Raw genomic sequence first — 22,155 nt, 5'->3', positions numbered from 1 at the left:
GGTCCCGGAGGGCCCGCGGGTGTCATCCCGCTCCGGGGCCGAACCTGCTCCGGTACGCCGACGGGGTGATCCCCCTCTCGCGGCGCATCAGCGTCCGCAGACGGGCCGCGGTGCCGAGACCGCTGCGCCGCGCGACCACCTCGAAGCGTGACTCGCCGTGCTCGATCAGCCGGCAGGCCAGGGCGAGCCGTTGCCCCGTCAGCCAGGCCAGCGGAGTCGTGCCCAGCTGGGCCCGGAAGCGCCGGTGCAGGGTCGCCGGGCTGACCGCCGCGCGGGCCGCGAGGTCCGGCACGGTCAGCGGTGCCTCCAGCCGCTCCTGGGCCCAGTGCAGGACGGGCCCCAGCGACTCGTCCGGCAGATCGGGCATGGGGCGCTCCACGAACTGCCGCTGACCGCCGTCACGGTGCGCCGCGAAGACCAGCCGGCGGCTCACGGAGTTGGCGATCTCCGCCCCGTGGTCGGCGCGCACCACGTGCAGCCCGAGGTCGAGTGCGGCGGCGCTCCCGGCGGCGGTGAGGACGTCGCCGTCGTCCACGAACAGCACGTCCTCCTCGAACCGTACGCGGGGGAAGCGGGCCCGGAAGGAATCGGCCCACTGCCAGTGCGCGGTGGCCCTGCGGCCGTCCAGCACCCCCGCCTCGGCCAGGGTGAACGCACCGCTGCAGAAGCCGATCAGACGCGCGCCGCGTGCGTGGGCCCGCCGCACCGCGTCGAGCACGGCCGGACGCCGGGGCACCTCGACGTCCGGGCGGTTGGGGACGACGAGGGTGTCCGCCGTGTCGGCCGCCTCCAGCCCGTCGACCCCCGCGAGCGTGAAGAAGCCGTCCCGCATCAGGGTGCGGGGCTCGGGGGAGCAGAGCCGGAAGTCGTACAGTTCGCGGCCGATCTCGGGCCTGCGCAGGCCGAAGACCTCGGTCGCGCAGCCGAGTTCGAAGGGGTTGGAGTTCTCGTCCACGATCACGACCACCCGATGGGCGCCCGTGGCGGGGACGGCGTGCGAGGATCCGTTCGTCATATGCGATTCCTAGCACTCACCCCGCTCCAGGTGAACGGCCGAGGATGGGGCCATGAGCAAGGAACCCCTCTCCCTCGACACCGCACTGGCCTCCTTCGACGCCCTGTGGAGCCCCCGCATAGTGACCCGCGTCAACGACTACGACGTCCGGATCGCCAAGGTCGCGGGCGAACACCTCTGGCACGCCCACGACGACACCGACGAGTTCTTCCTCGTCCTCGACGGAGAACTGCACATCGCGCTGCGGGAGCCCGCGGGCGAACGCACGGTCCGGCTCCCCCGGGGCTCCGTCTTCACCGTCCCGCGCGGTACGGAGCACCGGCCGTACGCCCCCGCCGGCGCCGCCATCCTGATGTTCGAGCCCACCGGGACACCGACGGTCGGCGACCGCCACGAGGAGGTCCCCGACCACGTGGACGCGACGACCGGGCACGCGCTCGGCACCTGACCGCAAGCCCCGGGAACGGCGCAGGCCCGGCCCGCTCGAAGGGAGTGGACCGGGCCTGCGCCGTTCGGACGGTGCGGGGTCCTAGGCGGAAGCCCGCGGGTACAGCGCCCGGGGCAGCCGGGAGGCCGCCGCGGCGTCCAGCAGCCACAGCGTGCGGCTGCGGCCGTACGCCCCCGCGGCCGGGGCCTGGACCTCGCCGGCACCGGAGAGGGCGATACCGGCAGCCTCCGCCTTGTCCTCGCCGGCGGCCAGCAGCCACACCTCGCGCGCTGCCCGGATGGCCGGCAGCGTGAGCGAGATCCGGGTGGGCGGCGGCTTCGGGGCACCGTGCACCCCGACGACCATGCGCTCGGTCTCCCGTACCGCCGGAAGCTCCGGGAAGAGCGAGGCGACATGGGTGTCCGGCCCGACGCCCAGCATCAGCACGTCGAACGCCGGTACCGGACCGTCGTCCTCCGGACCGGCCGCCGCGGCCAGCTCGGAGGCGTACGCCGCGGCGGCGGCGTCCGCGTCCCCGGCGTACGGACCGTCCGAGGCGGGCATGGCGTGGACCCGTGAGGGGTCCAGCCCCACCGAGTCCAGCAGCGCCTCGCGGGCCTGCGTGTCGTTGCGTTCCGGATCGCCCTCGGGCAGGAAGCGCTCGTCCCCCCACCACAGGTCGAGCCGCGACCAGTCGATCGCGTCCCGGGCGGGCGAGGCGGCGAGCGCGGCCAGCAGCCCGTTGCCGTTGCGGCCACCGGTGAGGACCACCGAGGCGGTGCCGCGAGCGGCCTGGGCGTCCACGACCTCGGTGATCAGCCGCGCCGCCGTGGTCTGGGCCATCAGCTCCTTGTCGCGGTGCACGACGAGCTGCGGAGCACTCACTTCGACGCCGCCTTCTTGGCCGCGGCCTTCTTCGCGGCCGGGGCACCGGCACCCGCCGCGGCGGGAGCCTTCTGCCCGGAGCCGACGGACGACGCCTGAGCGGGTCCGCCGAGGCGTTCCACCCCGAACTTCACCGTCGACGCGTAGACGTTGTCCGGGTCCAGACGCCGCAACTCCTCCGCGAGGAGCTCCGCGGTCTCACGCCGCTTCAGCGCCACCGCGCGGTCCGGCTGGCCCACCATGCACAGCGTGGCGAGCGAACCGTCCGCCCGGTCCAGGACGATGACCCCGTTCTTGGTCTCCATCCGGACCGCCGTCAGCCCGGGACCGCCGGACAGGGTGCGTTCCACCGGGACACCGAGCCGGTCCGCGAGCCACATGGCCAGCAGCTCGCAGCTCGGGTTGTCGGACTCGCCCTCGACCGTGGCCGACACGACCTCGGCGGGCTGCTGGTCGAGCGCCGCCGCCAGCATCGAGCGCCACGGCGTGATGCGGGTCCAGGCCAGATCCGTGTCACCCGGCTGGTACGTCGCCGCACGCACCGCCAGCTCGTCGAGCGGGTGCTCGGCCGAGTAGGTGTCGGTGATACGGCGCTGCGCGAGCGCGCCCAGCGGGTCCTTCGCCGGATCCGCGGGGGCGTCCTCCGGCCACCACACCACCACCGGGGCGTCCGGCAGCAGCAGCGGCAGGACGACGGACTGGGCGTGGTTGGCCAGCTCGCCGTGCAGCCGCAGCACCACGGTCTCGCCCGAGCCCGCGTCGGAACCGACCCGGATCTCGGCGTCGAGCCGGGCGTCACGCCGGGCGCGCGGCGAACGGCTGACGCGCTTGATGACCGCGATGATCCGCGAGGGGTGCTCGCGCGAGGAGTCGCTCGCCGCCTTAAGCGCGTCGTAGGCGTTCTCCTCGTCGGTGACGATGACGAGGGTGAGCACCATGCCGATGGCCGGCGTGCCGATCGAACGGCGCGCCGAGACCATCGCCTGGTTGATCTTGCTGGACGTGGTTTCCGTGAGATCGATCTTCATGGCCGGCGCCAGCTCCGTCCGTCGCGTGCGAGCATCTCGTCGGCCTCGGCCGGTCCCCAGGTGCCGGCCGCGTACTGGGCGGGCTTGCCGTGCTTGTCCCAGTACTCCTCGATCGGGTCGAGGATGTTCCAGGAGAGCTCGACCTCCTGGTGGCGCGGGAACAGGTTGGCGTCGCCGAGCAGCACATCGAGGATGAGCCGCTCGTACGCCTCCGGGCTGGACTCCGTGAAGGACTCGCCGTAGGCGAAGTCCATCGTCACGTCCCGCACCTCCATGGAGGTGCCGGGCACCTTGGAACCGAACCGGACCGTGACCCCCTCGTCCGGCTGCACCCGGATGACCAGGGCGTTGCCGCCCAGCTCCTCCGTCGCACCGGACTCGAAGGGCAGGTAGGGAGCGCGCTTGAAGACGACCGCGATCTCCGTGACCCGGCGGCCGAGCCGCTTTCCGGTCCGCAGGTAGAACGGCACACCCGCCCAGCGGCGGTTGTTGATCGTCAGCTTGATCGCGGCGAAGGTGTCGGTCTTCGACTTGGGGTCGATGCCCTCTTCCTCCAGGTAGCCGGGCACCTCCTGGCCGCCCTGCCACGCGTGCGTGTACTGGCCGCGGACCGTGTGCTTGCCGAGGTCCTCGGGCAGCTCCACCGCCGTGAGCACCTTCAGCTTCTCGGCGACCAGGGCCTTCGGGTGGAAGGAGCCGGGCTCCTCCATCGCTGTCAGCGCCAGCAGCTGGAGCAGGTGGTTCTGGATGACGTCACGGGCGGCGCCGATGCCGTCGTAGTAACCGGCCCGGCCGCCGATGCCGATGTCCTCGGCCATCGTGATCTGGACGTGGTCGACGTAGGACCTGTTCCAGATCGGCTCCCACATCGTGTTGGCGAAGCGCAGCGCCAGGATGTTCTGGACCGTCTCCTTGCCGAGGTAGTGGTCGATACGGAAGACCTCGTTCGGCGGGAACACGTCGTGCACGAGCTGGTTGAGCTCCTGCGCGCTCTTGAGGTCGTGGCCGAACGGCTTCTCGATGACGGCCCGACGCCAGGTGTCCTCCTTCTGGTCGGCCAGCCCGTGCTTCTTGAGCTGCTGGACGACCTTGGGGAAGAACTTCGGCGGTACGGACAGGTAGAAGGCGAAGTTGCCGCCCGTGCCCTGCGCCTTGTCGAGCTCCTCGATCGTGGCCCTGAGGGTCTCGAACGCCACGTCGTCGTCGAAGTTGCCCTGGACGAACCGCATGCCCTGGCTCAGCTGCTGCCAGACCTCCTCGCGGAACGGGGTACGGGCATGCTCCTTGACGGCGTCGTGCACGACCTGGGCGAAGTCCTCGTCCTCCCAGTCGCGGCGCGCGAAGCCGATGAGCGAGAAGCCTGGCGGCAGCAGGCCGCGATTGGCCAGGTCGTAGACGGCGGGCATCAGCTTTTTACGGGACAAATCGCCCGTGACGCCGAAAATCACCAGACCCGACGGCCCCGCGATGCGCGGGAGCCGTCGGTCCTGGGCGTCACGGAGCGGGTTGGCTCCGGGAACACCAGACAAGGTGGTCAGCCCTTCGAAGGAGCGAGGCGCTCGAGCTCGGCCTCGGTCGACTTGAGCAGGTCGGTCCAGGACGCCTCGAACTTGTCGACGCCCTCGTCCTCCAGCACCTGCACGACGTCGTCGTAGTCGACGCCGAGCTTCTTGATCGCTTCGAGGTCGGCACGGGCCTGGTCGTAGCGGCCGGCGACGGTGTTGCCGGAGATCTCGCCGTGGTCGGCCACGGCCTCCAGCGTCGCCTCCGGCATGGTGTTGACCGTGTTCGGGGCCACCAGGTCGTCGACGTACAGGGTGTCCTTGAGGGACGGGTCCTTCACGCCGGTGGAGGCCCACAGCGGACGCTGCTTGTTGGCCTGCGCCTTGTCGAGGGGGGCCCAGCGCTCACCGCCGAAGACCTCCTCGTACGCCTCGTAGGCCAGCCGGGCGTTGGCCAGCGCGGACTTGCCCTTGGCGGCCTTCGCCTCGTCGGTGCCCACGGCGTCCAGCCGCTTGTCGATCTCGGTGTCCACGCGGGACACGAAGAACGAGGCCACCGAGTGGATCTTGGAGAGGTCCAGGCCCGAGGCCTTCGCCTTCTCCAGACCCGCCAGGTAGGCGTCCATGACCTCGCGGTAGCGCTCCAGCGAGAAGATCAGGGTCACGTTGACGCTGATGCCCCGCCCGATGGTCTCGGTGATGGCCGGCAGGCCGGCCTTCGTCGCCGGGATCTTGATGAGCGTGTTCGGCCGGTCCACCAGCCACGCGAGCTGCTTCGCCTCGGCGACCGTGGCCGGCGTGTTGTGGGCCAGGCGCGGGTCGACCTCGATGGAGACCCGGCCGTCCTGGCCGCCGGTGGCGTCGAAGACGGGGCGCAGGATGTCGGCCGCGTCGCGTACGTCCGCGGTGGTGATCATGCGGACCGCCTCCTCGACCGTCACCCTGCGGGCGGCGAGGTCGGTGAGCTGCTGGTCGTAACCGTCGCCCTGGGAGATCGCCTTCTGGAAGATCGAGGGGTTGGTCGTGACACCCACGACGTGGCTCTGGTCGATCAGCTCGGCCAGGTTGCCGGAGGTGATCCGCTTGCGCGAAAGGTCGTCCAGCCAGATCGCCACGCCCTCGTCGGAGAGGCGCTTGAGTGCGTCTGTCATGAGAATTGCATCTCCTACTAGTCGTATATCGGCGTCAGCGCTGCGCGGCAGCGAGAGATTCCCGAGCGGCGGCGGCCACGTGTTCGGCGGTGAAGCCGAACTCGCGGAACAGGACCTTGGCGTCGGCCGAGGCACCGAAGTGCTCCAGCGAGACGATCCGGCCCGCGTCGCCCACGTACCGGTACCAGGTCAGGCCGATGCCCGCCTCCACGGCGACCCGCGCCTTCACCGACCGCGGCAGCACGCTGTCCTTGTACGCCTGGTCCTGCTCCTCGAACCACTCGACACACGGCATGGAGACCACACGGGTCGGCACACCGGCCGCCTGGAGCTCGTCCCGCGCCTCGACGGCCAGGTGGACCTCGGAGCCGGTACCGATCAGCACGACCTCGGGCGTGCCGCCCTCGGCCTCGAAGAGCACGTACCCGCCCTTGGCGGCGTTATCGTTCGACGCGTAGGTCGGCACGCCCTGGCGGGTCAGCGCCAGACCGTGCGGGGCGCCCTTGCCGAACACCTTGGTGTACCGGCGCAGGATCTCGCGCCAGGCGATCGCCGTCTCGTTGGCGTCGGCCGGGCGCACCACGTTCAGGCCCGGGATCGCGCGCAGCGAGGCGATGTGCTCGACGGGCTGGTGCGTGGGGCCGTCCTCGCCGAGGCCGATCGAGTCGTGCGTCCACACGTACGTCACCGGCAGGTGCATCAGCGCGGAGAGCCGCACGGCGTTGCGCATGTAGTCGGAGAACACCAGGAAGGTGCCGCCGTAGACGCGGGTGTTGCCGTGCAGCGCGATGCCGTTCATGGCCGCGGCCATCGCGTGCTCGCGGATGCCGAAGTGGATCGTGCGGCCGTACGGGTCCGCCTCCGGCAGCGGGTTGCCCGCCGGGAGGAAGGACGACGTCTTGTCGATCGTGGTGTTGTTCGAGCCCGCGAGGTCGGCGGAGCCGCCCCACAGCTCGGGGATGACCCCGCCCAGCGCCTGGAGCACCTTGCCGGAGGCCGCACGCGTCGCGACGCCCTGGCCCTCCTCGAAGACCGGGAGCTTCTCCTCCCAGCCGGCCGGCAGCTCGCCCGCGGCGATCCGGTCGAAGTCGGCGGCGCGCTCCGGGTTGCCGGTGCGCCAGGCGGCGAAGGACTTCTCCCACTCGGCCCTGGCCTCGCGGCCGCGGTCCAGCGCCTGGCGGGTGTGCGCGATGACCTCGTCGGAGACCTCGAAGGTCTTCTCCGGGTCGAAGCCGAGCACCCGCTTGGTGGCCGCGATCTCCTCCTCGCCGAGGGCCGAGCCGTGCGAGGCCTCGGTGTTCTGGGCGTTCGGGGCGGGCCAGGCGATGATCGAGCGGGCCGCGATGAAGGAGGGGCGCTCCGTCTCGGCCTTGGCCGCCCGCAGGGCCCGGTACAGGCCCGCGGGGTCCAGGTCGCCGCTGGGCAGCTGGTCGACACGCTGGACGTGCCAGCCGTAGGACTCGTAGCGCTTGAGGGTGTCCTCGGAGACCGCGGTCTCCGTGTCGCCCTCGATCGAGATGTGGTTGTCGTCCCACAGCAGCACCAGGTTGCCGAGCTTCTGGTGGCCGGCCAGCGAGGACGCCTCGGCCGAGATGCCCTCCTGGAGGCAGCCGTCACCGGCGACGACCCAGATCATGTGGTCGAACGGGGAGGTGCCCGGGGCCGCCTCCGGGTCGAACAGCCCGCGCTCGTAGCGGGAGGCCATCGCCATGCCCACGGCGTTGGCGACGCCCTGACCCAGCGGCCCGGTCGTCGTCTCGACACCGGTGGTGTGGCCGTACTCCGGGTGGCCCGGGGTCTTGGAGCCCCAGGTGCGGAACGCCTTGAGGTCGTCCAGCTCCAGGCCGTACCCGGCGAGGTAGAGCTGGATGTACAGCGTCAGGCTGGAGTGGCCCGCGGAGAGTACGAACCGGTCGCGGCCGGTCCAGTCGGCGTCCGCCGGGTCGTGGCGCATCACCTTCTGGAAGAGGGTGTACGCGGCAGGAGCCAGGCTCATCGCCGTGCCCGGGTGGCCGTTTCCGACTTTCTGTACGGCGTCCGCGGCGAGAACGCGGACGGTGTCCACGGCCCGCTGGTCCAATTCGGTCCACTGGAGGTCTGTGGTGGTCGGCTTGGTGCTCACCCTGAGTCAGGGCTCCTCTCCACTGTCGTAAACCGGTGACTGGTTACCGCACCGGGCAATGCCGAGCCTACCCCCGAGGCAAGGCCCTACTTCTGCCCTTTCCACAGTGCGGGCGACCTGCGGAGTTCGCCTCCCGTATGAGCGCCGCCGCTCACTTCTGCGCCACTCCAACACGACACCACCCCCGCGAAGAGCGGCGTATGCGCAACGTCTACAGTGGTCTGGTTCGCGCAAGTCTTTACCGGGCCTTCATGCCCGGAGCTTGCTGGGATTTCTCTGTCAGGGGTGTGCGTGACGGCCGTCGAGTCCCGACCCGCAGGGGTCGCCTTGACTCCGAGCCCAGGGGGCCAACGCCCGTTCGGGGCCCGCATCAAGGCATTCGTGGCGCTTACGAAGCCGCGCATCATCGAGCTGCTGCTGATCACCACCGTCCCGGTGATGTTCCTGGCCGCTCAAGGCGTGCCCGACCTGTGGCTCGTACTCGCTACCACCGTGGGCGGATATCTCTCCGCGGGCGGTGCCAATGCGCTCAACATGTATATCGACCGGGACATCGACGCGCTGATGGACCGTACGTCCCAGCGGCCGCTCGTCACGGGGATGGTGTCCCCGCGCGAGTGCCTGGCGTTCGGAATCGCGCTCGGCGTGATTTCCACGGTCTGGTTCGGACTGCTGGTCAACTGGCTCTCCGCCGCTCTCGCGCTCGGCGCACTTCTGTTCTACGTCGTCGTCTACACGATGCTGCTGAAGCGGCGGACCTCGCAGAACATCGTCTGGGGCGGAATCGCCGGCTGCATGCCCGTGCTCATCGGGTGGTCCGCCGTCACGAATTCGATGTCCTGGGCCGCGGTCATTCTTTTCGCCGTCATCTTCTTCTGGACGCCGCCGCACTACTGGCCGCTGTCGATGAAGGTCAAGGACGACTACGCCCGGGTCGGCGTCCCGATGCTCCCCGTCGTCGCCACCAACCGGGTGGTGGCCCGCCAGATCGTGGTCTACAGCTGGGTGATGGTCGCGGTCTCGCTGCTGCTGACCCCGCTGGGCTACACGGGCTGGTTCTACACGACGGTGGCCGCGCTGACCGGCGGGTTCTGGCTCTGGGAGGCGCACGGCCTGCAGAACCGGGCGAAGGCCGGGGTCACCGGGGGCAAGCTCAAGGAGATGCGGCTGTTCCACTGGTCCATCACCTACGTCTCGCTCCTCTTCGTCGCCGTCGCGGTGGACCCCTTCCTGAGGTGACCCGCACGCACCGCCTTGTGACGGGCGGGGGACGTGGCCCAGGCCACGACCCCCGCCCGTCGTCATGTGGGCTACCCGTCGGTAGCATCCTCTGCATGGCAGAGACGGCTCAGACCCAGCAGACGGACGACAGCAGGCGGGCGGCCCGCGCGGAGCGCAAGGCCGGCAAGCTCGCCAAGGAGATCGGCGCCTTCGCCACGGCGCACGGCGGTGCCGAGGGGCAGCTCGCCTACCTCGGCCAGGCGGGCACCCGCATCGTCCTGGTCGGCGCGGACGGTGCCTGGGGCGACCTGGTGGCCCCCTCGTACGCCGTCGCCGAGAGCGCCACGGGGAAGGCGGGCATCACGGTGCACGAGGCGTTCGACGGCGACCTTGCGGCGAAGGTCCGCACCGGTCCGTACGAGTGGTCGCGAATGGCCGGGATCCAGGTCGGCGGCCCCTCGAACGGCTGAGCGGGCCCGGACGCACGGACGAGAGCCTCCGCCACCCGGCCCCGGCGAGGGGACATGGTGGCGGAGGCTCTCGTCCGTGCGTGCGAGGCGTCAGACCGCCGGCGCGTGCTCCTGCCGCTCTCCGGCGGCCGGGGCGGGCACATCGGCATCGGCCGCGGTGACGGCCGGACGCTCGCGCAGGGACAGCGCGAGGCGCAGGACCGCGATCCACATCAGGGACGACCCGAGCATGTGGAGGGCCACCAGGATCTCGGGTACGTCGCTGAAGTACTGCACGTACCCGATGGCGCCCTGGGCCAGCAGGACGATCAGCAGGTCCCTGGCCCGTGCCCGGGTGTCGACGGGGGCGTCCACGACCCGCAGGGCCACCCACATCGCCACGGCCAGGGCGCAGACCACCCAGGCGGCGACGGCGTGCACATGGGCCGCGGCGGTCCAGTCCCACGGCATACGGGGGACGTCGCTGCTGTCGCCGGCGTGCTTGCCGGAACCGGTCACCGTCGTGCCGAGCGCGATCAGGACCACCGAGGTGACGACGACCGCCCAGGACAGGTCGCGCACCGGCTTCGGCGCACGCGGTCGGGGCGTGCCGTCGCCCTCACCGATCCGGACCCAGGTGATGACGGCGACCGTCAGGAGGGCGTTGGCGAGCAGGAAGTGCCCGGCCACCGACCACGGGTTCAGGCCCACCCAGACCGTGATTCCGCCGATGACGGCGTTCCCCATCACGAGCCAGAACTGCAGCCAGGCGAACCGGGTCAGGCCACGCCGGCGGGGCTTCACGGACCGCACCGCGATGATCGCCCAGCCGACCGCGGCCGACAGGACGTAGGTGAGCATCCGGTTGCCGAACTCGATGGCCCCGTGCAGGCCCTGCTCGGACGTGGCGAAGAGGCTGTCGTCGGTGCACTTGGGCCAGGTGTCGCAGCCCAGACCGGAACCGGTCAGCCGGACGGCCCCGCCCGTGACGATGATGAGCACGGACACCATGACGGCGGTGAGCGCGGCACGCCTGGCCGTCCTGGCGGACGGCGTCCAGCGCTCGGCGATGTAGGAGAGGGGTGTTTCCACGCGCACCATCGTAGGCAACGGCTTGTGCATGTTTTCACGAGGGGTGTCGTTCCGGGACGGTTCGGACCGTCGGCGGGATGTCACCGCGCCCTCACTCCCAGCGGAAGAACTTCGCCGCCGCGCCCAGCCCCAGCACCGCCCAGACGGCCAGGATCCCGAGGTCTCCCCACGGCGTCGCGGCCCCGTGCTGGAGGACGTCCCGCAGCCCGTCGGAGAGCGCGGCGATCGGCAGCAGGCCCAGGACCGACTGCGCCGCCTCGGGGAACTTGTCCAGCGGTACGACCACGCCGCCGCCGACCAGCAGCAGCAGGAAGACGAGGTTGGCGGCCGCCAGCGTCGCCTCCGCCTTGAGGGTCCCCGCCATCAGCAGGCCGAGCCCCGAGAAGGCCGCCGTACCCAGCACCAGGAGCAGCAGCACCGGGAGCGGGCCGCCCTGGGGCGACCAGCCGAGCGCGAAGGCGATCACCGTGAGCAGGACGACCTGGAACACCTCGGTGACGAGCACGGCGAGGGTCTTCGCCGCCATCAGCGCCCAGCGCGGCAGCGGCGACGCGCCCAGCCGCTTCAGCACCCCGTACCGGCGCTCGAAGCCGGTCGCGATGGCCTGGCCCGTGAAGGCGGTGGACATCACGGCGAGGGCGAGGATGCCCGGCGTCAGGAAGTCGACCGGCTCGCCCGCCCCCGTGTCCACCACGTCGACCGCGCTGAACAGCACCAGCAGCAGCGCGGGAATGATCACGGTCAGCAGCAGCTGCTCGCCGTTGCGCAGCAGCATCCGCGTCTCCAGCGCGGCCTGCGCGGCGATCATCCGGGGCAGCGGGGCGGCGCCGGGGCGCGGGGTGTACGTACCGGCGCTCATGCGCGCAGCTCCTTGCCGGTCAGTTCGAGGAAGACGTCCTCCAGGGTGTGCCGCTCGACCGCGATGCCGTCGGGCATCACGCCGTTCTGGGCGCACCAGGAGGTGACGGTGGCCAGCAGCTCCGGGTCGACGGTCCCGGTGATGCGGTAGGCGCCGGTGGTGATCTCGGCGGCCTGGGTGCCGTCGGGGAGGGCCTTGAGCAGCGAGGCCAGGTCCAGTCCCGGGCGCCCGGTGAAGCGCAGGGTGTTCTCGGCGCCGCCGCGGCACAGTTGCTCGGGGCTGCCCTGGGCGATGACCCGGCCCGCGTCGATGACGGCGACGTCGTCGGCGAGTTCCTCGGCCTCGTCCATGAAGTGGGTGGTCAGGACCACCGACACGCCGTCCGCGCGGAGCTCGCGGATCAGTTCCCAGGTGGAGCGGCGGGCCTGCGGGTCCAGGCCCGCCGTCGGCTCGTCCAGGAAGACCAGCTCGGGGCGTCCGACGACGGCCATCGCCAGCGCGAGGCGCTGCTGCTGGCCGCCGGAGAGCCGGCGGTAGGTGGTGCGCCCGCAGCCGCCGAGGCCGAGCCGGTCCACGAGCGCACCCACGTCGAGCGGGTGGGCGTGCAGCTTGGCCATGTGGGTCAGCATCTCGACGGCGCGCGCGCCGGAGTAGACACCGCCGGACTGGAGCATCACGCCGATGCGGGGGCGCAGGGCCGCGGCGTCCGCCACCGGGTCCAGGCCGAGGACCCGGACCGTCCCGGCGTCCGGACGGCGGTAGCCCTCGCAGGTCTCGACGGTGGTGGTCTTGCCGGCGCCGTTGGGGCCGAGGACGGCGGTCACCGCGCCCGCCCTGACCTCCAGGTCGAGGCCGTCCACCGCGGTCTTGTCTCCGTACCGCTTCACCAGGCCCCTGGCCTGCACGACGGGCTCGCTGCTCATGGCGCGCAAGTCTAGGCGGGTGGGCGCCGGCCCCCGGGCGGCGGGTCGGCGGGGCGGAGGCCGCCTGTGCGCCCGCCACCTGCGAAGGTGTGAGGGGACCGGCATTTCCGCAGGTCAACTTAGGTTCGCCTAAGTGATGAACGGCACCGCGCCGTGTCCGGAGGCGGCTTGTCACTCCCGGAGGAATTACGCAACAATGGCGTTGTGAAATACACGGGCGAGGCTCCGCAGGAGGAACTCGCGACCGGTGAGCGCTCGACGCGCAACCGGGTCGCGCGGTCCATCCTGGACCACGGTCCGTCCACCGCCGCCGATCTGGCGAAGCGCGTCGGCCTCACCCAGGCCGCTGTACGCCGCCACCTCGACGCCCTGGTCACCGACGGCGTCGTCGAGGCGCGCGAGCAGCGCGTCTACGGCGCGCGCACCCGGGGCCGTCCCGCCAAGGTGTTCGCCCTGACGGACTGCGGGCGGGACGCCTTCGACCAGTCCTACGACAAGCTCGCCGCCGACGCCCTGCGCTGGATCGCCGAGACGGCCGGGGACGAGGCGCTGGTCGCCTTCGCCCGCGCCCGTATGGCGGCACAGGCCCAGACGTATCGCGCGGTGGTCGAGGCCGCGGACCCCGAGGCACGTACCCAGGCACTCGCCAGGGCCCTGTCGGCCGACGGGTACGCTGCTACGGCGCGCAGCGCGCCGGCCCCGCAGCAGGGCGAGCAGCTGTGCCAGCACCACTGCCCGGTCGCGCACGTCGCCGAGCAGTTCCCGCAGCTGTGCGAGGCGGAGACGGAATTCTTCTCCAGCCTGCTCGGGACCCATGTGCAGCGTCTGGCCACCCTCGCCCACGGCGACGGCGTGTGCACGACGTTCGTTCCGCGCAGCAGCCCCACGGCACCACAGACTGCACCGAACACCCATTCAGCATCCGCAAGCACGGCCGGGAGGAACCCCGCATGACGCTCCCCACGGAGACTGCCCACCCTGAGCTCGAGGGCCTGGGCACGTACGAATTCGGCTGGGCCGACTCCGACGCGGCAGGCGCGGCGGCGAAGCGCGGCCTGTCCGAGGCTGTCGTCCGCGACATCTCGGAGAAGAAGAACGAGCCGGAGTGGATGCTGAAGCTCCGTCTCAAGGGCCTGAAGCTGTTCGACAAGAAGCCCATGCCGAACTGGGGCTCGGACCTGTCGGGCATCGACTTCGACAACATCAAGTACTTCGTGCGCTCCACGGAGAAGCAGGCGGAGTCCTGGGAGGACCTGCCCGAGGACATCAAGAACACCTACGACAAGCTCGGCATCCCGGAGGCGGAGAAGCAGCGCCTGGTCGCCGGTGTCGCCGCGCAGTACGAGTCGGAGGTCGTCTACCACCAGATCCGCGAGGACCTGGAGGAGCAGGGCGTCATCTTCCTCGACACCGACACCGCGCTGAAGCAGCACCCGGAGCTCTTCAAGGAGTACTTCGGCACCGTCATCCCCGTCGGTGACAACAAGTTCGCCTCGCTGAACTCGGCCGTGTGGTCCGGCGGATCGTTCATCTACGTCCCCAAGGGCGTCCACGTGGACATCCCGCTCCAGGCCTACTTCCGTATCAACACGGAGAACATGGGCCAGTTCGAGCGGACGCTGATCATCGTCGACGAGGACGCCTACGTCCACTACGTCGAGGGCTGCACCGCGCCGATCTACTCCTCGGACTCGCTGCACTCCGCGGTCGTCGAGATCATCGTGAAGAAGGGCGGCCGCTGCCGCTACACGACCATCCAGAACTGGTCGAACAACGTCTACAACCTCGTCACCAAGCGCGCCGTGGCGTACGAGGGCGCGACCATGGAGTGGGTCGACGGCAACATCGGCTCCAAGGTCACCATGAAGTACCCGGCGGTCTACCTGATGGGCGAGCACGCCAAGGGCGAGACCCTGTCCATCGCCTTCGCGGGCGAGGGCCAGCACCAGGACGCCGGCGCCAAGATGGTCCACATGGCCCCGAACACCTCCTCCAACATCGTCTCCAAGTCGGTGGCACGAGGCGGCGGCCGCACCTCCTACCGCGGCCTGATCGAGATCGGCGAGGGCGCCCCCGGCGCCAAGTCCAACGTGCTCTGCGACGCGCTGCTCGTGGACACCATCTCGCGGTCCGACACCTACCCGTACGTCGACGTCCGCGAGGACGACGTGTCGATGGGCCACGAGGCGACCGTCTCCAAGGTCTCCGAGGACCAGCTCTTCTACCTCATGAGCCGCGGACTCACCGAGTTCGAGGCCATGGCGATGATCGTGCGCGGCTTCGTCGAGCCGATCGCGAAGGAGCTGCCCATGGAGTACGCCCTGGAGCTCAACCGGCTGATCGAGCTGCAGATGGAGGGTTCGGTCGGCTGACCCGCCCGCCGAACGCGCCCCAAGAGTTCTTGACTGAGAAAGCGAGCACTACGACAGCCATGGCTGAGGCTCAGAATTCCCCGGTGGGCTCCACCACCGCCGGTTCCATCGCGGTGGCCGCCGAGTCGACCGTCGCCACGCGCATGAGCGCACCCCCGTCCTTCGACGTCGCGGACTTCCCCGTCCCGCACGGCCGCGAGGAGGAGTGGCGCTTCACCCCGCTGGAGCGGCTGCGCGGACTGCACGACGGCACCGCGGTCGCCACCGGTGACGCCGTCAAGGTCGTCGTCGAGGCGCCCGAGGGCGTCACGGTCGAGACCGTCGGCCGGGACGACGCCCGGCTCGGCAAGGGGGGCACCCCGGTGGACCGCGTCGCCGCCCAGGCGTACGCGTCCTTCGAGCAGGCGTCCTTCGTCACCGTCGCCAAGGAGGCCGTGCTCACCGAGCCGATCCGGATCGCCGTGCACGGCGAGGGCGGTGTCGCCTACGGCCACCAGGTCATCGAGCTGGGCGCCTTCGCCGAGGCCGTCGTCGTCATCGACCACACCGGTGACACGGTGCTCGCCACCAACGTCGACTACGTCCTGGGTGACGGGGCGAAGCTGACCGTCGTCTCCGTCCAGGACTGGGACGAGAAGGCCGTCCACGTCGCCCAGCACAACGCGCTGGTCGGCCGTGACGCCTCCTTCAAGTCCGTCGTCGTCACCTTCGGCGGCGACCTGGTCCGCCTCAACCCGAGGGTCGCCTACGCGGGCCCCGGCGGCGAGGCCGAGCTCTTCGGGCTGTACTTCACCGACAAGGGCCAGCACCAGGAGCACCGCCTCCTGGTCGACCACAACACCCCGCACTGCAAGTCCAACGTGGCCTACAAGGGCGCGCTGCAGGGTGACGGCGCCCACGCCGTATGGATCGGTGACGTCCTCATCCAGGCCGCCGCCGAGGGCACCGACACCTACGAGATGAACCGCAACCTGGTCCTCACCGACGGCGCCCGGGTCGACTCCGTGCCCAACCTGGAGATCGAGACCGGCGAGATCGTCGGCGCCGGCCACGCCTCGGCGACCGGGCGCTTCGACGACGAGCAGCTGTTCTACCTCCAGTCCCGGGGCATCCCGGAGGAGGAGGCCCGCCGCCTCGTCGTGCGCGGCTTCTTCGCCGAGCTGGTCCAGCAGATCGGTCTGCCCGACGTCGAGGCCCGGCTCCTCGACAAGATCGAGGCCGAGCTGAAGGCGTCGGTCTGAGATGGCCTTCGTCCGCGCCTGTGCGCTGAGTGAGCTGGAGGACGACACCCCCAAGCGGGTGGAGCTCGACGGCACACCCGTCTCCGTCGTCCGCACCGAGGGCGAGGTGTTCGCGATCAACGACATCTGCTCGCACGCGAACGTCTCGCTGTCGGAGGGCGAGGTGGAGGACTGCTCGATCGAGTGCTGGCTGCACGGATCGAGTTTCGACCTCCGCACCGGCAAGCCGTCCGGTCTTCCCGCGACGCGCCCCGTCCCCGTATACCCCGTAAAGATCGAAGGGGACGATGTGCTCGTCTCCGTCACCCAGGAGTCCTGAGTCACCCATGGCAACGCTTGAAATCCGCGACCTGCACGTCTCCGTCGAGGCCGACAACGCCACGAAGGAGATCCTCAAGGGCGTCGACCTGACCGTGAAGCAGGGCGAGACCCACGCCATCATGGGCCCGAACGGGTCCGGCAAGTCCACCCTCGCCTACTCGCTCGCAGGCCACCCCAAGTACACGATCACGAGTGGCACGGTGACCCTGGACGGCGAGGACGTCCTGGAGATGTCCGTCGACGAGCGGGCCCGCGCCGGTCTGTTCCTCGCCATGCAGTACCCGGTCGAGATCCCCGGTGTCTCGGTTTCCAACTTCCTGCGCACCTCCGCCACCGCCGTCCGCGGCGAGGCGCCCAAGCTGCGTACGTGGGTCAAGGAGGTCAAGGAGACGATGGCCGGGCTCCAGATGGACCCGTCCTTCGCCGAGCGCAACGTCAACGAGGGCTTCTCCGGCGGTGAGAAGAAGCGCCACGAGATCCTCCAGCTGGAGCTGCTCAAGCCGAAGATCGCCATCCTCGACGAGACCGACTCCGGCCTGGACGTCGACGCCCTGCGCGTCGTCTCCGAAGGCGTCAACCGGGTCCGCGAGTCCGGCGAGGTCGGCACCCTGCTGATCACGCACTACACGCGGATCCTCCGCTACATCAAGCCCGACTTCGTGCACGTCTTCGCCAACGGCCGCATCGCCGAGTCCGGCGGCGCCGAGCTCGCCGACAAGCTGGAGAACGAGGGCTACGAGGCATACGTGAAGGGTGGCGCTTCCGCGTGACTGACGCCCGACAGGGGCTCTCCGGCCTCCTCGACACCGAGGCGATCCGCAAGGACTTCCCGATCCTGGACCGCACGGTCCACGACGGCAAGAAGCTCGTGTACCTGGACAGCGCGGCGACCTCGCAGAAGCCGCGCCAGGTCCTCGACGCGCTCAACGAGTACTACGAGCGGCACAACGCCAACGTCCACCGCGGTGTGTACACCATCGCGGAGGAGGCCACCGCGCTGTACGAGGGCGCTCGCGACAAGGTCGCGGCCTTCATCAACGCGCCCAGCCGCAACGAGGTGATCTTCACCAAGAACGCCTCGGAGTCGCTGAACCTCGTGGCCAACATGCTCGGCTGGGCGGACGAGCCCTACCGGGTCGACAGTGACACCGAGATCGTCACCACCGAGATGGAGCACCACTCCAACATCGTGCCGTGGCAGCTGCTCTCGCAGCGCACGGGCGCGAAGCTGAAGTGGTTCGGCATCACGGACGACGGGCGCCTGGACCTGTCGGACATCGACGAGGTCATCACCGAGAAGACGAAGATCGTCACGCTCACGCTGGTCTCGAACATCATGGGCACGATCAACCCGGTCGAGAAGATCATCCGGCGTGCCCAGCAGGTCGGCGCGCTGGTCTGCGTGGACGCCTCGCAGGCGGCCCCGCACATGGTGCTCGACGTGCAGGCGCTGCAGGCCGACTTCGTGGCCTTCACCGGCCACAAGATGGTCGGCCCGACCGGCATCGGCGTGCTCTGGGGACGGCAGGAGCTCCTGGAGGACCTGCCGCCGTTCCTCGGCGGCGGCGAGATGATCGAGACGGTGTCGATGCACTCGTCGACGTACGCCCCGGCTCCGCACAAGTTCGAGGCCGGTACGCCCCCGATCGCCCAGGCCGTCGGCCTCGGCGCGGCCGTGGACTACCTCTCGGCCATCGGCATGGAGAACATCCACCACCACGAGCAGGCGATCACCGCGTACGCGGTGAAGCGGCTCCTGGAGGTGCCCGACCTGCGGATCATCGGTCCGGCGACGGCCGAGGACCGCGGGGCGACGATCTCCTTCACGCTCGGAGACATCCACCCCCACGACGTGGGGCAGGTGCTCGACGAGCAGGGCATCGCCGTCCGGGTCGGACACCACTGCGCACGGCCGGTCTGCCTGCGGTACGGAATTCCTGCGACGACGCGAGCGTCGTTCTATCTGTACTCCACGCCGGCCGAGGTCGACGCCCTGGTGGACGGCCTGGAGCACGTGCGGAACTTTTTCGGTTAATTGGCACAGCGGCTGAGGGTTGACTGGTGAAGCTTGACTCCATGTACCAGGAAGTGATCCTGGACCACTACAAGCACCCCCACGGGCGTGGCCTGCGGGACGGCGACGCCGAGGTGCACCACGTCAACCCGACGTGCGGCGACGAGATCACGCTCCGCGTGAAGTACGACGGCGAGACCATCGCCGACGTCAGTTACGAGGGCCAGGGCTGCTCCATCAGCCAGGCCAGCGCGTCCGTGCTCAACGACCTCCTGGTCGGCAAGGAGCTGGGCGAGGCGCACAAGATCCAGGAGGCGTTCCTGGAGCTGATGCAGTCCAAGGGTCAGCTGGAGCCGGACGAGACGATGGAGGAGCTGCTGGAGGACGCGGTCGCGTTCGCCGGAGTCTCCAAGTACCCGGCACGGGTCAAGTGCGCGCTGCTGAGCTGGATGGCGTGGAAGGACGCGACGGCGCAGGCGCTGTCCGAAGGGAAGACGGCATGAGCGAGAACGAGACTCTTACCACCAAGCCGGCCTCCGAGGAGGAGGTCCGCGAGGCGCTGTACGACGTGGTCGACCCCGAGCTGGGCATCGACGTCGTCAACCTGGGCCTGATCTACGGCATCCACGTCGACGACGCGAACATCGCCACCCTCGACATGACCCTGACGTCCGCGGCCTGCCCGCTGACCGACGTCATCGAGGACCAGGCGAAGTCCGCGACCGACGGCATCGTCAGCGAGCTGCGGATCAACTGGGTCTGGATGCCCCCGTGGGGCCCGGACAAGATCACCGACGACGGTCGCGAGCAGCTTCGCGCACTGGGCTTCAACGTCTGATTCCGTACGGCTGATTCAGGCCCCGGATCGTCGCCGCACCACGAGCGGCCATGCCCCCAGGCAGACTGGCGGGCATGGCCGCTCGCTTGTACCACCTCGCCGTCGACGCCCACGACCTTCCCCTGCTGGCCCGCTTCTGGTGCGCGGTGCTGGACTGGAAGGTGCTCTTCGAGGACGCGGAGGAGATCGTCATCGGGGCCGACGAGTCCGCCTGGCCCGGGATGTGCTTCCTTCCCGTCCCGGAGGGCAAGACCGTCAAGAACCGGCTGCACATCGACCTGGCGCCCGACGACCGGGACACCGAGGTCGAGCGCATCATCGGGCTCGGCGCCCGGCGGGTGGACGTCGGGCAGGACCCCGGGGTGACCTGGGCGGTGCTGGCGGACCCCGAGGGCAACGAGTTCTGTGTGCTCAGCCCGAAGAACTCGCTGGTGGACTGACCGGGCCAACGGCAGGGCCTACGCCGCGTTCACCACTGCCCGGCTCCGTACGGGGGCGGATACGGCGGCGGGTACGGGCCGCCCTGCCGCGGTACGCCCGCGGCCTCGGCCAGGACCGGTCCCAGGTCCTCCGTGCGTATCCGCCGGTCCACGTAGAGGAGCGCGGTCACCAGCTGAGGGAACGTGGTGGAGACGATCTGGCTCGCCAGCTGGCCCAGCATCATCGCGACGAAGTAGCCGGCCGTCATGGCCAGGATCGCGGCGAGGGTCGGGTCGTCGTCCAGGGAGGCACTGCCGAGCATGCTGGGGAACAGGCCGAGGAACACGAACGGCAGTTGGATGAAGTAGCCCGCCACCGCCGCCATGACGTAGACGAGCAGCAGGACGCCGAAGACCCGCCACCAGTCGCCGCTCACCAGCCGCGAGGAGCGGCGCAGAGCGGTCACCGGCCCGCAGCGCTCGAAGACCACGATCGCCGGCGCCAGGGAGAGCTTCACCCAGAGCCACACGGCCAGCGGTCCCGTCGCCACGGCTCCGAGGATGCCGATCGTCAGGACCACGGCCCCGCCCGCGCCGCTCGCGGTGGAGAAGGAGGCGGCGATCACCCCGACGAAGCCGGCCATGAGCAGCGCCATGGGCACGAACGCGATCAGGATGGTGAGGAACAGCGTGCCCATGACCGGCATCAGCGCGGCCCGGGCGCGGCGCCACACCGTGGCGATGGTGACGGCCCTGCCCAGCACCGCCTCCTGCACCACCGCGGGGACCGCGGCGTACATCAGGCCCGTGACGGCGAGCATCGTGACGAAGGCGAGCAGGCCGAGGACGACGCCCGCGATCAGCAGGGCGGAGAGGTCGCCGGTGGCCGGCTCCTCGTCGTAACCGAGCGAGACCACCCGCTCCAGGCTATCGCCCACCGCACCGTAGGCGGTGGCGACCGCCAGTCCCATCAGCGCCAACGCGCCGCCGTACAGGGCGGCGGCCAGGCCGAACAGCTGCTTGCCGTACCGGCCCATCGTGGTGAACGCCCCGCCGAGCAGATCGCCCAGCCCCAGCGGGGCGAGGGGTATCACCCCCGGCTTCGGCGGCGGCACCCAGCCGCCCCATCCCGGTGGCCCCCCGTACGGCACCCCGCCGTGCGGTGCGCCTGTGTACGCACCGCCGCCCCACCCTGCGTCCTGCGCCACTACTGCTCCGTCATGTCGTGTGATGTGTTCGTCGTTCCATGTGACCGATCGGGGGACACCGTAGCGTCCCGCGCGGTTGTGTACGCCCGTACGCAACGATGTGTACGCTGGTACGCATGGGATACGCACTGCTGGCCGGGGCCATCGCGGCGGAGGTGACCGCGACGACGGCCATGAAGTACAGCGAGGGCTTCTCCCGGCTGTGGCCCTCGGTCGTCACGGCGGTGGGCTACGTACTGGCGTTCGCGCTGCTGGCCCAGACCCTCAAGACCCTCTCCATCGGCACCGCCTACGCGATCTGGGCCGGCGTGGGCACCGCCGCCGTCGCCCTCATCGGCATCCTGTGGATGGGTGAACCGGCGGGCGCCGCCAAGCTGGTCGGTCTCGCGCTGATCATCGTCGGCGTCGTGGTGCTCAATCTCGGCGGGACGCACTGATGGCACGCCGTTACGACCCCGAGCGGCGCGACCGGATCATCGAGGCGGCCATCCGGATCGTCGCGGACCGGGGCATCGCCGGTCTCAGTCACCGCACCGTCGCGGCCGAGGCCGACGTGCCGCTGGGCTCCACGACGTACCACTTCGCCTCGCTCGACGAGCTGCTGGTCGCCGCTTTGCGCCGGTGCAACGAGAACTTCGTCCGGACCGTACGGGAGAGCGCGCGTCTGGCCGACCCCGAGGCGGACCTGGCAGACGAGCTGACCCGGCTGCTGGGGGAGTGGTTCGCGGGCGAACGCGGGGCGATCGAGCTGGAGTACGAGCTGTACCTCGCCGCCCTGCGCAGGCCCGCCCTGCGCCCCGTCGCGGCGGAGTGGGCCGACGAGGCGGGCGAGCTGCTCGCCCGCCGGACCGACCCGGCGACCGCCCGCGCGCTCGTCGCCCTCCTCGACGGCATCAGCCTCCAGGTGCTGCTGGCCGGGGGCGACTTCGACGCCGCCTACACCCGGGAGATGCTGGCGCGGATCGTGGAGGGCGGCGGCCCCCGGTGAGGAGCGCGCCGTGCGGGCGCGGCCGTAGCGGCGGGGCGGGACACCGCCGCCCGGGGACGGGTGGGCGCGGGGCCGCCCGG

At 70.4% G+C, this 22,155-nt stretch carries 24 protein-coding genes; 14 read left to right on the top strand and 10 right to left on the bottom strand.

Annotation, left to right across the window (positions count from 1 at the left end; translation table 11 throughout):
• Positions 1-22 precede the first annotated feature (22 nt).
• On the bottom strand, positions 23-1,015 hold the full coding sequence (locus SACTE_RS06695) for a helix-turn-helix domain-containing protein (RefSeq protein WP_014045267.1): 993 nt from the start codon (positions 1,013-1,015) through the stop codon (positions 23-25).
• A 52-nt stretch (positions 1,016-1,067) separates the two neighbouring features.
• Here SACTE_RS06695 and SACTE_RS06690 point away from each other — a divergent pair, with 52 nt between their 5' ends.
• A complete protein-coding gene (locus tag SACTE_RS06690) occupies positions 1,068-1,463 on the top strand; it encodes a cupin domain-containing protein (RefSeq protein ID WP_014045266.1) in 396 nt (131 codons plus the stop codon).
• Between the two features lie 81 nt (positions 1,464-1,544).
• On the opposite strand, the gene pgl is transcribed toward SACTE_RS06690, so the two are convergent.
• From pgl to tkt, 5 genes are read right to left on the bottom strand one after another with little or no spacing between them, the layout of a single operon-like run.
• The gene (gene pgl, locus SACTE_RS06685; RefSeq protein WP_014045265.1) at positions 1,545-2,327 is read right to left on the bottom strand and encodes a 6-phosphogluconolactonase; all 783 of its coding nucleotides are present in this window, start codon (positions 2,325-2,327) and stop codon (positions 1,545-1,547) included.
• Positions 2,324-3,355 (bottom strand): glucose-6-phosphate dehydrogenase assembly protein OpcA, encoded by a 1,032-nt coding sequence (opcA, locus tag SACTE_RS06680; RefSeq protein WP_014045264.1) that lies wholly within the window; start codon positions 3,353-3,355, stop codon positions 2,324-2,326. Before opcA ends, pgl begins: the two co-directional genes overlap by 4 nt.
• Positions 3,352-4,884, bottom strand: coding sequence for a glucose-6-phosphate dehydrogenase (gene zwf / locus SACTE_RS06675; RefSeq protein WP_014045263.1), 1,533 nt, complete (start codon positions 4,882-4,884; stop codon positions 3,352-3,354). Before zwf ends, opcA begins: the two co-directional genes overlap by 4 nt.
• A gap of 5 nt (positions 4,885-4,889) precedes the next feature.
• Positions 4,890-6,008, bottom strand: a complete 1,119-nt coding sequence (gene tal / locus SACTE_RS06670) for a transaldolase (RefSeq protein ID WP_014045262.1) — start codon at positions 6,006-6,008, stop codon at positions 4,890-4,892.
• Between the two features lie 34 nt (positions 6,009-6,042).
• Positions 6,043-8,130: a transketolase gene (tkt, locus tag SACTE_RS06665; protein ID WP_014045261.1), complete on the bottom strand. Its 2,088-nt coding sequence runs from the start codon at positions 8,128-8,130 to the stop codon at positions 6,043-6,045.
• 291 nt (positions 8,131-8,421) lie between these two features.
• Here tkt and SACTE_RS06660 point away from each other — a divergent pair, with 291 nt between their 5' ends.
• Both SACTE_RS06660 and SACTE_RS06655 read left to right on the top strand, forming a co-directional pair.
• On the top strand, positions 8,422-9,369 hold the full coding sequence (locus SACTE_RS06660; protein ID WP_026359023.1) for a heme o synthase: 948 nt from the start codon (positions 8,422-8,424) through the stop codon (positions 9,367-9,369).
• Positions 9,370-9,464: 95 nt separating this feature from the next.
• Positions 9,465-9,821: a hypothetical protein gene (locus SACTE_RS06655; protein WP_014045259.1), complete on the top strand. Its 357-nt coding sequence runs from the start codon at positions 9,465-9,467 to the stop codon at positions 9,819-9,821.
• A 90-nt stretch (positions 9,822-9,911) separates the two neighbouring features.
• Here the strand turns inward: SACTE_RS06655 and SACTE_RS06650 are convergent, their stop codons facing one another.
• The 3 genes from SACTE_RS06650 to SACTE_RS06640 form a co-directional block, all read right to left on the bottom strand.
• On the bottom strand, positions 9,912-10,901 hold the full coding sequence (locus SACTE_RS06650; RefSeq protein WP_019992799.1) for a COX15/CtaA family protein: 990 nt from the start codon (positions 10,899-10,901) through the stop codon (positions 9,912-9,914).
• Positions 10,902-10,983: 82 nt separating this feature from the next.
• Positions 10,984-11,751 (bottom strand): ABC transporter permease, encoded by a 768-nt coding sequence (locus SACTE_RS06645; protein ID WP_014045257.1) that lies wholly within the window; start codon positions 11,749-11,751, stop codon positions 10,984-10,986.
• A complete protein-coding gene (locus tag SACTE_RS06640) occupies positions 11,748-12,674 on the bottom strand; it encodes an ABC transporter ATP-binding protein (RefSeq protein ID WP_014045256.1) in 927 nt (308 codons plus the stop codon). The genes SACTE_RS06645 and SACTE_RS06640 overlap by 4 nt, the downstream gene beginning before the upstream one ends.
• A 204-nt stretch (positions 12,675-12,878) precedes the next feature.
• On the opposite strand from SACTE_RS06640, the gene SACTE_RS06635 reads away from it, so the two are divergent.
• The 9 genes from SACTE_RS06635 to SACTE_RS06595 all read left to right on the top strand — a co-directional run bounded on the left by SACTE_RS06635 (position 12,879) and on the right by SACTE_RS06595 (position 19,900).
• Positions 12,879-13,628, top strand: a complete 750-nt coding sequence (locus SACTE_RS06635) for a metalloregulator ArsR/SmtB family transcription factor (RefSeq protein ID WP_019992801.1) — start codon at positions 12,879-12,881, stop codon at positions 13,626-13,628.
• Positions 13,625-15,046, top strand: a complete 1,422-nt coding sequence (gene sufB, locus SACTE_RS06630; protein ID WP_014045254.1) for a Fe-S cluster assembly protein SufB — start codon at positions 13,625-13,627, stop codon at positions 15,044-15,046. The genes SACTE_RS06635 and sufB overlap by 4 nt, the downstream gene beginning before the upstream one ends.
• Positions 15,047-15,105: 59 nt before the next feature.
• Positions 15,106-16,287: a Fe-S cluster assembly protein SufD gene (gene sufD / locus SACTE_RS06625; protein WP_014045253.1), complete on the top strand. Its 1,182-nt coding sequence runs from the start codon at positions 15,106-15,108 to the stop codon at positions 16,285-16,287.
• A gap of 1 nt (position 16,288) precedes the next feature.
• Positions 16,289-16,606 (top strand): bifunctional 3-phenylpropionate/cinnamic acid dioxygenase ferredoxin subunit, encoded by a 318-nt coding sequence (locus tag SACTE_RS06620; RefSeq protein ID WP_014045252.1) that lies wholly within the window; start codon positions 16,289-16,291, stop codon positions 16,604-16,606.
• Positions 16,607-16,613: 7 nt separating this feature from the next.
• Complete coding sequence (sufC, locus tag SACTE_RS06615; protein ID WP_014045251.1) at positions 16,614-17,378, top strand: Fe-S cluster assembly ATPase SufC; 765 nt, start codon at positions 16,614-16,616, stop codon at positions 17,376-17,378.
• Positions 17,375-18,643, top strand: coding sequence for a cysteine desulfurase (locus SACTE_RS06610; protein WP_014045250.1), 1,269 nt, complete (start codon positions 17,375-17,377; stop codon positions 18,641-18,643). The genes sufC and SACTE_RS06610 overlap by 4 nt, the downstream gene beginning before the upstream one ends.
• A 26-nt stretch (positions 18,644-18,669) precedes the next feature.
• Positions 18,670-19,125 carry a Fe-S cluster assembly sulfur transfer protein SufU gene (gene sufU, locus SACTE_RS06605; protein WP_014045249.1) on the top strand — a complete coding sequence of 152 codons (456 nt, stop codon included), beginning with the start codon at positions 18,670-18,672 and terminating at the stop codon, positions 19,123-19,125.
• Positions 19,122-19,460, top strand: a complete 339-nt coding sequence (locus tag SACTE_RS06600) for a metal-sulfur cluster assembly factor (protein WP_014045248.1) — start codon at positions 19,122-19,124, stop codon at positions 19,458-19,460. The genes sufU and SACTE_RS06600 overlap by 4 nt, the downstream gene beginning before the upstream one ends.
• A 74-nt stretch (positions 19,461-19,534) precedes the next feature.
• Entirely contained in the window at positions 19,535-19,900 is a 366-nt protein-coding gene (locus SACTE_RS06595) for a VOC family protein (protein WP_019992803.1), read from the top strand.
• A 29-nt stretch (positions 19,901-19,929) separates the two neighbouring features.
• Here the strand turns inward: SACTE_RS06595 and SACTE_RS06590 are convergent, their stop codons facing one another.
• Positions 19,930-21,087: a membrane protein gene (locus SACTE_RS06590; RefSeq protein WP_014045246.1), complete on the bottom strand. Its 1,158-nt coding sequence runs from the start codon at positions 21,085-21,087 to the stop codon at positions 19,930-19,932.
• Positions 21,088-21,203: 116 nt separating this feature from the next.
• On the opposite strand from SACTE_RS06590, the gene SACTE_RS06585 reads away from it, so the two are divergent.
• Both SACTE_RS06585 and SACTE_RS06580 read left to right on the top strand, forming a co-directional pair.
• Positions 21,204-21,524: a multidrug efflux SMR transporter gene (locus tag SACTE_RS06585; protein ID WP_014045245.1), complete on the top strand. Its 321-nt coding sequence runs from the start codon at positions 21,204-21,206 to the stop codon at positions 21,522-21,524.
• Positions 21,524-22,075: a TetR family transcriptional regulator gene (locus SACTE_RS06580; RefSeq protein WP_014045244.1), complete on the top strand. Its 552-nt coding sequence runs from the start codon at positions 21,524-21,526 to the stop codon at positions 22,073-22,075. Before SACTE_RS06585 ends, SACTE_RS06580 begins: the two co-directional genes overlap by 1 nt.
• Positions 22,076-22,155: the final 80 nt, after the last annotated feature.

Origin of the sequence: Streptomyces sp. SirexAA-E, assembly GCF_000177195.2 — a bacterium.
Taxonomy (GTDB): Bacteria; Actinomycetota; Actinomycetes; order Streptomycetales; family Streptomycetaceae; genus Streptomyces; species Streptomyces flavovirens.
The sequence above is the reverse complement of the archived record's forward strand: the minus strand, read 5'-3'. Positions and strand labels throughout refer to the sequence as shown.